This window comes from Streptomyces sp. SID12501, assembly GCF_010550245.1.
In the GTDB taxonomy this organism is placed as follows: domain Bacteria; phylum Actinomycetota; class Actinomycetes; order Streptomycetales; family Streptomycetaceae; genus Streptomyces.
Genome location: NZ_JAAGLU010000002.1, coordinates 305,779 through 318,273 on the forward strand (window position 1 = coordinate 305,779; position 12,495 = coordinate 318,273).

At 71.9% G+C, this 12,495-nt stretch carries 11 protein-coding genes; 2 read left to right on the forward strand and 9 right to left on the reverse strand.

Features of this window, described 5'->3' with window-relative positions:
• Positions 1–88: 88 nt before the first annotated feature.
• From G3I71_RS03130 to G3I71_RS03170, 9 genes are all read right to left on the reverse strand, one after another.
• Complete coding sequence (locus G3I71_RS03130; protein ID WP_164312299.1) at positions 89–1,054, reverse strand: aldo/keto reductase; 966 nt, start codon at positions 1,052–1,054, stop codon at positions 89–91.
• A gap of 108 nt (positions 1,055–1,162) precedes the next feature.
• Positions 1,163–2,404 carry a beta-ketoacyl-[acyl-carrier-protein] synthase family protein gene (locus G3I71_RS03135; RefSeq protein ID WP_343242828.1) on the reverse strand — a complete coding sequence of 414 codons (1,242 nt, stop codon included), beginning with the start codon at positions 2,402–2,404 and terminating at the stop codon, positions 1,163–1,165.
• Positions 2,401–2,664, reverse strand: coding sequence for an acyl carrier protein (locus G3I71_RS03140; protein WP_164312300.1), 264 nt, complete (start codon positions 2,662–2,664; stop codon positions 2,401–2,403). The genes G3I71_RS03135 and G3I71_RS03140 overlap by 4 nt, the downstream gene beginning before the upstream one ends.
• Before the next feature lie 106 nt (positions 2,665–2,770).
• Positions 2,771–3,790, reverse strand: coding sequence for a beta-ketoacyl-ACP synthase III (locus tag G3I71_RS03145; RefSeq protein WP_164312301.1), 1,020 nt, complete (start codon positions 3,788–3,790; stop codon positions 2,771–2,773).
• On the reverse strand, positions 3,787–5,535 hold the full coding sequence (locus G3I71_RS03150; RefSeq protein ID WP_164312302.1) for an FAD-dependent monooxygenase: 1,749 nt from the start codon (positions 5,533–5,535) through the stop codon (positions 3,787–3,789). The genes G3I71_RS03145 and G3I71_RS03150 overlap by 4 nt, the downstream gene beginning before the upstream one ends.
• A gap of 174 nt (positions 5,536–5,709) precedes the next feature.
• The gene (locus G3I71_RS03155) at positions 5,710–6,750 is read right to left on the reverse strand and encodes a 3-oxoacyl-ACP synthase (RefSeq protein WP_164312303.1); all 1,041 of its coding nucleotides are present in this window, start codon (positions 6,748–6,750) and stop codon (positions 5,710–5,712) included.
• Complete coding sequence (locus G3I71_RS03160; protein WP_164312304.1) at positions 6,747–7,796, reverse strand: AfsA-related hotdog domain-containing protein; 1,050 nt, start codon at positions 7,794–7,796, stop codon at positions 6,747–6,749. The genes G3I71_RS03155 and G3I71_RS03160 overlap by 4 nt, the downstream gene beginning before the upstream one ends.
• A gap of 154 nt (positions 7,797–7,950) precedes the next feature.
• Positions 7,951–8,163 carry an acyl-CoA carboxylase subunit epsilon gene (locus G3I71_RS03165; protein ID WP_164312305.1) on the reverse strand — a complete coding sequence of 71 codons (213 nt, stop codon included), beginning with the start codon at positions 8,161–8,163 and terminating at the stop codon, positions 7,951–7,953.
• Positions 8,160–9,704 (reverse strand): acyl-CoA carboxylase subunit beta, encoded by a 1,545-nt coding sequence (locus G3I71_RS03170; protein ID WP_239148868.1) that lies wholly within the window; start codon positions 9,702–9,704, stop codon positions 8,160–8,162. The genes G3I71_RS03165 and G3I71_RS03170 overlap by 4 nt, the downstream gene beginning before the upstream one ends.
• Before the next feature lie 299 nt (positions 9,705–10,003).
• Between G3I71_RS03170 and G3I71_RS03175 the strand changes: the two genes are divergently transcribed.
• Both G3I71_RS03175 and G3I71_RS03180 read left to right on the forward strand, forming a co-directional pair.
• Positions 10,004–10,957 carry an ACP S-malonyltransferase gene (locus tag G3I71_RS03175; RefSeq protein WP_164312307.1) on the forward strand — a complete coding sequence of 318 codons (954 nt, stop codon included), beginning with the start codon at positions 10,004–10,006 and terminating at the stop codon, positions 10,955–10,957.
• 88 nt (positions 10,958–11,045) lie between these two features.
• Positions 11,046–11,315, forward strand: a complete 270-nt coding sequence (locus tag G3I71_RS03180; protein WP_164312308.1) for a hypothetical protein — start codon at positions 11,046–11,048, stop codon at positions 11,313–11,315.
• Positions 11,316–12,495 lie beyond the last annotated feature (1,180 nt).

A 12,495-nucleotide genomic window follows, 5' to 3' on the forward strand; every position in this document is an offset into this window, starting at 1 on the left:
TGAAGGGGCGCGGGGAACTGCGCGACCGGCCACGACGGCGCCGCGTCCGGCAACGCACCCGTCGCTGCCCTCCCGGCGGAGCAGCAAGCTAGTAACGGCTGCCGGTCGCGGCAGGCGCCGCGTCCAGGTCCCGCAGGTCCCGCGCGGTCAGGCGCAGGTCGGCGGCGGCCAGGTTGTCCGCCAGGTAGCGGGACTGCTTGGTGCCGGGGACGGGAATGACGTGGTCGCCCTGGGCGAGGGTCCAGGCCAGGGCGACCTGGGCGGCGGTGGCCCCGTGCCGGGCGGCGACCTCCTCCACCGCGTGCGCGATGCGCAGGTTCGCGGTGAACGCCTCACCCGTGAAGCGTGGGTTGGTGGCCCGGAAGTCGCCGGCCTCGAAGTCCTCGGGCCGGGTGTAGCGGCCGGTGAGGAAACCCCGGCCCAGCGGCGCGAACGGCACGAAAGCGGCACCGTGTGCGCCGCACCAGCCGGAGATCCCGGTGCCGGGGTCGAGCGGTTCCCGCGTCCACAGGGACAGTTCGGACTGCACCGCGGCCACCGGATGGACGCGGTGGGCGGCATCCGCCTGCTCCCGGGTCACCTCCGACAGCCCGAGGTGGCGCACCTTGCCGGCCCGGACCAGCTCGGACAGCGCGCCCCAGGACTCCTCCAGAGGTACGGCGGGGTCGACGCGGTGCAGGTAGTACAGGTCGATGGCGTCTACGCCGAGCCGCTCGAGCGAGGCGTCGGCCGAGCGCCGGATGTGCTCGGGGGAACCGTCGCGGCTCAGGCTTCGGGTGGCGAGGTCGTCGACGACGATGCCGGTCTTGGTCGCGACCACGGCGTCGCCACGGCGGCCGGCCAGGGCGCGGCCGACGAGGGTCTCGTTGTGGCCCGCGCCGTAGGCGTCGGCCGTGTCCAGCAGGACCGGCCCGGCGTCCAGCGCCCGCCGTATCACCATGACCGAGACCGTGTCGTCGCGCTGCGACTCGGCATAACCCCAGCTCATTCCCATGCATCCGAGGCCGACGGGGTGGACGGCGAGTCCGGTCGGGCCGAGGTTACGCGTGGTCACGCGAACTTCCTTTCTGTCGAATCCGTCAGTCGAATCCGGCGGTCGAATCTGTCGGTCGAATCTGCCAAAGGGAGTTGGTGGGGCCGGGGTGCGAACACCCCGGCCCCGTCAGGCGGCGGTGAGGATCAGGGCGGCGTTGTGCCCGCCGAATCCCAGGGAGGTGCTCGCCGCGACGCTCATCCGCCGGTGCCGCGCCGCGCCCGTGACGATGTCGATGTCGACGTCGATCGCCGGGTCCAGCGACTGCACGTTGGCGGTGGGCGGCACGGCGCCGTGGTACAGCGCCAGTGCGGTGTACGCCGCCTCGACGGCACCCGCCGCGGCCAGGGTGTGGCCGGTGACGCCCTTGGTGGAGGTGATCGCCGCGCGGTCGCCGAGCACCGAGTGCAGGGCGCGGGCCTCCGTGAGGTCGTTCATCGGGGTGGAGGTGCCGTGCGCGTTGACGTGCTCCACTTCGTCGGGGAGCACTCCGGCGTCGTTCAGAGCGGCCCGCAGGGCCCGTGCCAGGCCCTCGCCCCGCGGATGCGGGGCGGTGGCGTGGTGCGCGTCGGACGTGGCGCTGAAGCCGGCGATGTCCGCGTAGCGCCGGGCGCCGCGGGCGGTGGCGTCCGCGCACCGCTCCAGCACGAGGAGCGCCGCGCCCTCGCCGGCCACGAAGCCGTCCCGGTCCGCAGCGAACGGGCGGGACGCCGCCCCCGGTTGGTCGGTACGGCCCGACAGCGCGCCCATCCGGGACAGCCCGTTGAGCGTGCCGGGGCTGATCGCCGACTCGGTCCCGCCGGCCAGGACCACGTCGCACAGCCCGGACAACAGCCATTCGCGGGCCGTGCCGATCGCGGACGCCCCCGACGCGCACGCGGTCGCCGTGACCAGGCTGGGGCCGTGGATGCGCAGGTCCATCGCGATGTATCCGGCGACCATGTTGACCATGCTCATGGGGATCATCAGCGCCGACACGTCCTCGGGGGTGCCCTCGCAGTAGGTGCGCAGCTGCTTCTCCAGGGTGGCCGCGCCGCCGAGCGAGTTGCCGATGACCACGCCCACCCGGGTGCAGTCCCAGGACCCGGTGTCCAGGCCGGAGTCGGTGACCGCCTGCCGGGCGGCGACCACGGCGAGCTGGGTGAAGCGGTCCAGCTTCCAGGCGGTGCGCCGGCCCAGCTCGGCCGTCGGGTCGAAGCCGGGGACCCGGCACGAGATGTCGACCTTCGAGCCCTTCAGTTCGGGGTCGGTGGCCGCGGCGGACACGCCGGACAGCACGCGCCGCCAGTTCTCCTCCACCCCGATGCCCGCCGGAGTGACCAGGCCCATGCCGGTGATCGCGACTCCGCGACCCCGGGCCACGCCGCTCACGCCTGATCCGCCTTCGTGCGGATGACGGCGACGGCCTCGTCCAGCGTGAAGGCGGCCTTCAGCTCGCCCTCCTGGAGGACGATGCCCATCTCCTTGCGCAGGATCAGGCTGAGCTCCACGAGGATGAGGGAGTCGATCTCCAGTTCGTCGAAGGTGGCGCCGGACAGCAGTTCCGCCTCGTCGAGGCCGAACTTCTCACTGATCAGGCCGGAGACGCGGTGCTTGAGGGATTCCTGGATCTTGATGACGGGAGTGCTCATGGTGAGGTTCCTTTCGTGGATGTGCTCGGTGTGTTCGCTGAGTTGACTGTGTTCGGTGAGCTGACTGTGCCTGGTGTGCCTGGTGGGTTCGGTGCGCTCGGAGAGGTCAGTCGGTCTCAAGGGCCGGCCAGACAAGCGCGGCAGAGCCCCAGGTGAGGCCGCCGCCGAAGCCGGTGAGGAGTACGCGGTGGCCCGGCCGCAGCTCGCCGTCGGCGGCGGCGTCCCGCAGGGCGAGCGGGATCGAGGCGGCGACGGTGTTGCCGACCCGGTCCAGGTTCACGACGATCTGCTTTTCGTCGAGGCCGAGTTGCTCGCCGACGGCGTTGAGGATGCGGATGTTGGCCTGGTGCGCCACGACCTTGTCGAGCTCGGCGGGTGTCCAGCCGACCCGGTCGAGCAGCGCCTGCGAGGAACGGCTCATGTTCAGCACGGCCTGGGTGAACACGGGCCGGCCGTCCATCGTGAAGAAGTGGTCCCCGGCGCCTTGGGGTTCGGCCGAGGAGCGCTGCCTGGAGCCTCCGGCGCGCACCGTGATCAGATCGGCGCCCGAGCCGTCGCTGCCCAGGTCGAAGCCGAGCAGCGCCCCCGGCTCGTCCGCCTCGCCCGCCCGCAGCACCACGGCTCCGGCTCCGTCGCCGAAGATGGCCCGGGTGGTGCGGTCGGCCGGGTCGAGGATGGTGGAGAAGGTGTCAGCGCCGATCACCAGGGCCCGTTCCGAGACACCCGCGGTGATCATGGAGGACGCCGTGGCCAGCGCGTAGACGAACCCGGTGCACACGGCGGCCACGTCGAAGGCGGGCACCGTCCCCAGTCCGAGCCGGTGGGCGACGTCCGGCGCGGTGGCCGGGCACGGCCGGTCCGGCGTGCTGGTGGCCAGCACCACCAGGTCCACGTCGGCGGCGGCGTCCCCGCCCGTACGGCGGGCCGAGGCGAGGGCGTGCTCCCCGGCCGCCACGGCGAGGTCGGAGGTGGCCTCGCCCGGGGCCACGACATGGCGCAGGCCGATCCCGGTACGGGTGCGGATCCACTGGTCGGAGGTGTCCAGCTGCCCGGCCAGCTCCTCGTTCGACACGGCCGTCGCCGGCAGCGCGCCGCCGAGTCCGCACAACACCGCGGCGCGGCTCATGAGACCAGCTCCTCGATCTTGTCGGCGGCGGTGGGGTCGGTGGTGGGGTCGGTGGTGGCGGTGGGGTCGTTCGGGTCGTTCGGGGCGGGCGCGCCCGCCCTGTCCGGCGTGTCCAGGGCGGCCAGGGTGGCCGGGGCATCCGGCGCGTCCGGCGTCGAGGTGCGGGCCGTGCGGAAGCTGTTGCCCGCCCGGCGCAGCGCCGTACGGACCGCGCTCGGCTCGGGGGCCGTGAGCGCCGCGATGTGTCCGTCGGGCCTGACCAGGACGGCCTTCGGTGCGGTGCCGAGCAGCGGGGTGAAGCCCGGCCAGACGGAGATGTCCCGTACCGGCACCCCGTCCGGCGCGGCCGCTGTCACGGCCTCGCGGGCGGCCACCCATGCGGCGTCCTGCCGTTCGCCGGCCCAGAGCAGCAGCGTCAGCCGCGCCGGGTCGATCGAGGGCCAGCGCTCGGCGCCCGGCTGGGGAGCGCCGTACGCGGTGAACACCGGCAGCCGGTCGCCGACGCGGAGTCTGCGGGTCAGCCCCGGCAGCGTGTCGCGCAGGGACTCGGCCGGCCGGTAGCTGACGTCGTGCTGCGCCATCAGCGGGGCGCCGAACCGCTGCAGCACCCCGGTCCGGTGGGCCAGCCGTACGGTGGCGTCGCGCAGGGCGAGCTCGTGGCGCCGCTTGAACAGTCCCCAGCTGGTCTGCTTGGCGGTGGTCAGGACGATGCGCTCCGCGGCCAGATGACGGTCGCTGTCGTAGGTGTCGAGGATGCCCGGTTCGAAGGCGCCCTTGACGACGCCGGCCAGCTTCCACGCGAGATTGACCGCGTCCTGGATGCCGGTGTTCATGCCCTGCGCGCCCGCCGCGCTGAACACGTGGGCGGCGTCGCCCGCGAGGAAGACCCGGCCCGCCCGCATGGTCTCGGCGACCCGGCGCCGGGCGCGGAAGATGGTGGACCAGTCCAGCTCGCCGACGATGCCGGGCCGCGGGGAGCGCTCGTCGAGGAACCGCTGGAACAGCTCCGGCGGCGGCCCCTGTTCCCCGCGCCAGTCCGGCACGCTGATGGCGAGCCGGTACGTGCCGCCACCGAAGGGGGCGATGCCCAGGGCTCCGGAGCGGGAGTAGCAGTACACCAGTGCGTGCTGGTCCATGTCACCGGCCACGGGGCCGTCACCGATGGCGAACAGCACGTCGTTCCCGCTGCCCAGGAGCTCGATCCCGGCCAGTCGGCGCACCGCGCTGTGCGCGCCGTCCGCGCCGATCACCCAGTCCGCCTCGATCTGCTCGGTGCGCCCGTCGGCCCGCGTCACGTCGGCGACCGGCCGGGGCCCCGAGGTGTCGAGCCCGCTGAGGGAACCGAACTCGATCTCACCGCCGTAGGCGGCCAGCCGGGTGCGGATCACCTCCTCGGTGGTGTCCTGCGGGACGACCACGCCGAAGGGGTACGGGGTGTCGGCGAGCCGGCTCATCTCGATGGAGCCGAGATGCCGCTTCTCGGAGTAGTACTGCACCTCGTCCAGGCGGTTGCCCAGCTCGATCAGCGGCTCGGACGCGCCGATACGGCCGAGGAGTTCCAGGCTGCGCGGCCAGACGACGCTGGCCCGGGAGTGCTGGACGGGGCCGGCGGCCGAGTGGTCGATCAGCCGGACCGGAACACCCTGTGCGAGCAGTTCGGTGGCGAGTACGAGTCCCACGGGGCCCGCGCCCACGACGAGAACGGGACGCCGCTCACCGGGACCCTCGCGCTGAGGGAACGTCATGACAGTGCCTTTCTTCGAGATCTGAGCGGAGAGGGATCTAAGCGGAGGGGGCGGGAAACGGAGGGGCGGGAAGGGGAGAGGGCAGGAAGGGGGGAGGGTGGGAAACGGAGAGGGACTGGGGAAACGGAGAGGGGTCGGGAAAACGGAGAGAGATGGGGTGAAGTCCCTGTCGGATCAGGTCCGTTGCACCACGACCGCGCTCCAGGTGAACCCCGCGCCAGCGCTCAGCACCGCCGCGTACTCGCCCCGTTCGAGGCGGTGCGGGCCGGTGTCGGCGGCCAGGGCGGCCAGGTTGGACAGCAGGTCGCCGGCGCCGAGGTGGCCGGTGCGGTCGCCCAGGTCGGCCAGGGGCGCGTCGGTGATCTCGGCGACGGCGGGGCCGTACACGTCCCGCGCGGTGGCCCGGCCGAGCCGTGGCAGCAGCACCGTGCTCAGCTGCCGCCCGCCCGGGCCGATGCCCGCCGCGGTCAGCGCGGCGGCCAGTACGGCCGTGGTCTCCCGGCGCAGCCGGGCGAGGAAGCGCGGCTTGTCGTGGTCGGCGAGGAACGCCTTCTTGGTCCGGCGGACGTCCACGGCCGCGCCCCCGGTGTGCGGCGCCGGATGGAAGGCGCCGACGTCACGGTGGGCGTTCTCCAGCTCGGGCGCCGCCCGGGTCCGCAGGGCGCGCAGGGCGAGCGCGCCCTCCGGGACGCCGTCGGGTCCGGCGCCGACGACGGCCGCGGTGCCGCCGTCGCCGTACCAGACGCCGTAGTCACCACCCCATCGGTCGAAGCCCGGCGACGCGAAGCGGTCGGCGGTGGTCACCAGGACCGGCGCGCCGCCAGGATGCGCGGCGAGCTGGTGCACCGCGGCGCGCAGGGCCGCCGCCGCGCCGTTGCACATCTGCTGGATGCCGGTCGGGATCGCGTCGCGGGCGCCGGTCTCGGCGGCCACGTAGTGCGCTGGCGACCAGAAGTCGTGGCCCTGGTAGTACGTCCAGGCGTGCAGGACGGCGGCGAGGTTCCCGGCGGGGACGCCGGCCCGCGACAGGGCGCGCCGGGCGGCACGCACCGCCATCTGAGGGGCGGACAGGTCGTCGGAGACGGGCAGTTGCTCGTAGCCCATCGCGTCCGCCTCCCCGGTGGTCACCCGGCCCGTGGCCAGCGCGTCCGCCGTCTTCTCGGCAGTGGGCGGCAGCCACTCGGCGGGAGCGACCCACAGGTCGTCGGGGATCACGCGCACTCCTCGCCGTCGAGCAGCGCGACGCCCGTCGACGCGGTGGTGGTGTGCATCCGGCCGGAGGCGATGACGTCGCCGTCCTGCTCGAAGTCGATGTGGAAGGTCCGCAGGTCCGGCAGCATCAGGCTGAGGTTGTCCTCGTGCGTGTACGTCTCGGTCTTGCGGATGTGCACCGTCGTGGGGACGTCCAGCTCGGCGTACCGCATGAAGGAGAAGTCGAAGCCGGCGACCGTGCTGCGGCTGACCGAGGCGCCCCACAGGTCGGACACGCCGAGCAGGCACAGCTGGCGGGCCGCCTCCATGAGCACCATGCCGGGCACGTGGTCCTGGCCGTGGTCGAACATGCTGCGGTTGTCCAGCGGGACCCGCACGGTCGCGGAGGCGTTGTCGCTGCCCACGGTGGCCTCGGCGAGCACGACGTTCGCCGGGTCGCTGCGACCGACCAGGTGCGGGTCGACGTACGCGCTCTGGCGGGGCAGGTCCCGGAACGGCACCAGCGGCCGGCCGCGGCCCTGCAGACGGACCGTGTCGTAGACCTCGGCGGGGATGTAGCCGACGTCCATGCGCACGAAGCCGAGGCAGCGCTGGGCGAGCTTCATGTCGATGCCGAAGGTCAGCCGCCGCACATCGCCGGGGGTACCGCGACGGTTGCTGGTGCGCACCGAGATCCGCAGCTCACCTGGCTGCTCCTGCTGAGGGAGGGTGAGCAGTCCCGGCAGCTCCATCGACCAGGACCGCAGCAGGAACTTGCTCTTGCGCGAGACCCCGGCGTACTCGTGGCCGCCGTAGGTCTCGGCCTGCCGGCAGCACTCCAGCAGCAGCATCGGGTCGGGGCTGCCGAGCCGCGAGGTGTGCCCGGTGTAGAAGGCGTGCAGCGGGGGAAGCTGGGCGGCGGCGAGATACTCGTCCTCGCCGGTCTGACGGGCGTCGGTGAGAAACACCTCGGAAAGCGCCCAGCGATGCAGCAGGGAACGGTCCACGGTGCGCATGAATTCGAGGTTCGCGGCGCCCGGCAGGCAGGTCTTCTTTTCGGCAGGGGTCATTTTCTTCGTCCTCCTGATGCGGCGCGAGACGGGAAGTCAATTCCCTTTTCTCTCGCTTGGTTTCATTGTCGGGGGAGGTGGCAAATCGCTCACTAAAAGCGAACTCAAGGGGCGGGCCGCGAAAGTCGGCCGGCAGGCCCCAGGGCCTGACGGGCTAGCCCACCCAGGCGAGCGGACTGCGATAGCCGTTGCCGCCCCGGTCCCAGGCCGCACGGGGTACGGCGGCCCCGGCGCCCGAGGTGTCATCGCCGGCGGCGGCGGTCTCGGTGCGAGCGCGCAGGGCGGTCAACACGGCGACCAGCGCGCCCAGTTCGTCGGGCGTGGGTTCGCCGCGCAGTACGCGGAAGGCGGACGGCGTGGCGCTCACAGCGGGGTGATCCCGTGCTTGCGCTGCGGCAGTGCCTGGTGCTTGGTCCGCAGCATGGCCAGCGAGCGGGCGAGCACCGCGCGGGTCTCACCCGGTTCGATGACGTCGTCGACCAGGCCGCGTTCGGCCGCGTAGTACGGGTGCATCAACTCGGCCCGGTACTCCTTGACCATCTGCTCGCGCATCGCCGCGGGCTCGTCGGCGGCGGCGATCTGCCGGCGGAAGATGACGTTGGCGGCACCCTCCGCGCCCATCACCGCCACCTCGTTGGTGGGCCAGGCGAAGGACAGGTCCGCCCCGACCGAGCGGGAGTCCATGACGATGTAGGCGCCGCCGTACGCCTTGCGCAGGATCAGCTGGATGCGCGGGACGGTGGCGTTGCAGTACGCGTACAGCAGCTTCGCGCCGTGCCGGATGATGCCGTTGTGCTCCTGTGCCACGCCGGGCAGGAAGCCGGGCACGTCCAGCATGGTGACCAGCGGGATGTTGAAGGCGTCGCACAGGGACACGAACCGCGCGGCCTTCTCGCTGGCCTTGATGTCCAGCGCCCCGGCGCCGACGATGGGCTGGTTGGCGACGATGCCGACCACCTGCCCGTCGATCCGGGACAGGGCGCACACGATGTTGCCCGCCCAGGTGGGGTGCACCTCGAAGTACTCGCCGTGGTCGACGATCTCCTCGACGACCTCCCGTACGTCGTACCCGCGTGCGGGGTCGGCCGGAACGAGGTCGGCGAGCCGGTCGGTGCGCCGGTCCGCCGGATCGTCGCAGGGCAGCGCGGGCGGGGCCTGCCGGTTGTTGGAGGGCAGGTACGACAGCAGATAGCGCACGTCCTCCAGGCAGTTCGCCTCGTCGTCGTACGCGAACGCCGCGACTCCGGACACCGACGCGTGCACGTCGGCGCCGCCCAGCTCGTCCATGCTCACCTGCTCACCGGTGACCGCCCGCACGACGTCCGGGCCGGTGATGAACATCTGGGCCACGCCCCGCACCATGAAGGTGAAGTCGGTCAGCGCCGGCGAGTAGGCCGCGCCGCCCGCGCACGGGCCGAGGATCACGCTGATCTGCGGGATGACGCCCGATGCGCGTGCGTTGCGGCTGAAGATGCCTCCGTATCCGGCGAGCGCGGTCACCCCTTCCTGGATGCGGGCGCCCGCGCCGTCGCAGAGGCTCACCAGCGGGGCTCCGGAAGCCTCCGCCAGGTCCATCAACTTGTGGATCTTCGCCGCGTGGGACTCGCCGAGCGCGCCGCCGAAGATCCGGAAGTCGTGCGCGTAGACGAAGACCTGGCGGCTGTCGACGGTGCCCCAGCCGGTGATCACGCCGTCGGTGTGCGGCCGGCGGTGCTCCAGGCCGAAGCCGGTCGCACGATGTCGGCGCAGCGGTTCCAGTTCGGTGAACGACCCTTCGTCCAGCAGGAGTTCGATGCGCTCGCGGGCGGTGCGCTTGCCTCGTGCGTGCTGCGCCTCGGTCGCCCGCGCTCCGGGACCCGCGTGCACCTCGGCACGCAGCCGCCGCAGTTCCTCCACCCGCACATGCATGCTGTCGGGACGCTCGGGCTCCGACTCGGCGAACGGCACCGGGTTTTCCGCGATGGGTTTCTCGACCACGATGGTCATGCCTTGTCCTCCCGTCCGGGTGGCCGCCGGATCGAGGCCGCCCGGAACAAGAGTTCGGGGTCACGGACAATGCCTGACTCAAGCCGCGAAAAAGCCTCCTATTCCTTTTCCGGGCCTTGAGTGAAAGGCAGTCTGGGACATGAGGGAAAAGCGGTCCGGAACTTGAGCGGCCCCCGCGGACGATGTCTCCGACCGTCGCCGGAATCTCGAGAGGGCAGATCATGGTTGCGCACGTTCACGGGTCCACCGCCGGGCCGCGGTACGCCGTCCTGTTCCCCGGTCAGGGGGTGCAGCGCCCCGGCATGGGTGAGCCGTGGCGGGGGACGCCGTCCTGGGAGCTCGTCGACTCCGTCTCCCGGGCCTCCGGCTTCGACGTCGCCGAGCTGCTGCTGACGGCGGACCAGGAGACCCTCTCCCGCACCGACCACGCCCAGATCTCGGTGTTCACCGCGTCCCTGCTGGCCTGGTCGGAGTTCCAGAGGCACGATCCGCCCACGCCCACGCACGTGGTCGCCGTCGCCGGACACAGTCTCGGCGAGTACTCGGCCCTGGTGGCCGCAGGGGTGCTGTCGGTGACCGACGGCGCCTGGCTGGTGGGCGAGCGGGGCCGGGCCATGGCCGAGGCGGCCCGGCAGCGGCCCGGAGCGATGGCCGCCGTGATGGGCGGCGACCTGGAGCAGGTCGAGGCCCTGGTGGAGACGGCCCGCCGGGACGGTGCCGAGCTGTGGGTGGCCAACCACAACAGCCCCCAGCAGACGGTGATCGCCGGCAGCCGTACGGCCGTGGAAGCCACCGCAGCCCGCGCGGCCGAGACCGGCCTGCGCTACAGCGTCCTGCCGGTCACCGCGGCCTGCCACAGCCCCTACATGGAACCGGCCGGCGCGGCCCTGCGCCGAGCCCTGGAACTGACGGGCTTCGCGACCGGGGCGGTCCCCGTGGTGGCCAACGTCGACGCCCGCGCCCACCAAGGCGGCACCCATTGGCGGGATCTGTGCGCCCGTCAACTGATCAGCCGGGTCCGCTGGGCGGACACCCTCCACGCCCTCCACGAGGAACTGGGCGCCACCGCCTTCCTGGACATCGGCCCCGGCTCCACCCTCGCCGGCCTGGCCAGGCGCAACCTGCCGGAGATCCCGTCCGACCGCTTCAAGACCCCGGTCCCGCAGACGGCCTGACCAGCCACCGCAGAAGTCGGCGACCTGGGAGGCCTGTTGATGCGGAGGCGTGTGTGTCGGGGGGGAGAGGGAGGGAGGGAGGGGAGCGATGCGCTCCCAACACCCCCAACACGCTGCACCGCCCCCCACACACACGCCGCACCGCGTCCTACGCACCAGCCTCACCGTGCCGTTCTCCGTCACCAACAGCGGCAACGAGACCGCCCACGGCGCCACCGTGGAGCTGAGGGAGACGTCGCTCTCGGGCTTGGTCTCCCTGCGGCGGTCGGCCGGTACGGCCCTGACCTCGCCGACGGCGCGTCTGCTTCGCGGCGACGGGACACCACCGGACGCGGGCCGGGATCGCAGGCACCTGTGACGGCCCGTATGGCAAGGAGAAGCGGACGTTCGAGGGAGCTGGGCGTACGCCGTCCAGGCCGGACCACCAAGAGCCATCAGGAACGACCGGCTAGGACAGCCTGGGTAGGGTTGATCGCGAGCCCTTGACCCCTGACGGAGCCTGGAGCGACAGTGGCCAATCCCTTTGCACCGCCGCCAGAGATCCCCAGCCAGCCGTTATGGTCGCCGTTTGACGAATACCTCTGGCACTCGTGCGACATCCTCGCCGATGTCCTCGAAGGACAAGTGGCTCGCCGACCGGTCGTGGCCACGACCGCACGGCTGCCACACGGCGATCGTGCACTTGCCGTAGGACCGGCACAACGCCAGACGTGGAGAGCCCTCGGCAACGGGAGGTACACGCACACCAACGTCGCCGCCTTCGGCAGCCCCAGCTTTGTGATCGGCTCTTTGGCGGGCTCTGCCATCGGAAACTCCGCCCGCCGTCGTCAGGCGGCGCGTGACGCCGAGCCACGGTGGGTTGTGGACGGGGCCGGCGAAGTGACGCTCACACTGCAGAGGCTCCACTTCGCGCACCCTGCTGAACTCGACCTCGACTGGAGGGCGTTGAGTTCTGTCGACCTCGTAGCGTCCGACGTGTTCCAGACGGGCTTCGTCGATACTCGAGGTTCCCATACGACGGTTCGCGTGCAGACGCCATGGGCTTCGCTTGCCTTCGTGCTTGCTGCGATCACTGCGTTCCCGGCCCATCCGCGTCTGCTCACCCGAGGTTGGCTTCCTCCGGACTTCGACGAACGGTGTGCCCGAGCAGGCCGTCCATGCCGCCCAGCCGCGCAGCTCGCTCTGCGCGCAAGCGGCGCCTAGCAGGCGCAACGTCGGCCCGCCTGCTGCGACCGCGGCTCTCCGCTCGACAGGAAAGCGGAGCCATGAGCTTGGGAAGCTGAGGTGTTTAAGAGCCTGCTGGGCGCCTGACCTGCGGCCGACTGTGAGGAACTGCTTCAACGCCAGCGGTTCACTACCCGCCATCTCCCGTGGCTCCCCGCTCCACCTGGCGCGGAACTGGCACGGCTCTCAGCGGTGAGGCAGCCGACCCTTGTCGCACCCCGGGTCGCGGCCTTTACCGTGCGGACAACCTCACCGCTCAACAGGTTATGCCTTCTGGACCCGTAGCTCTATGGAGATCGGTCAACAAGGGGCAT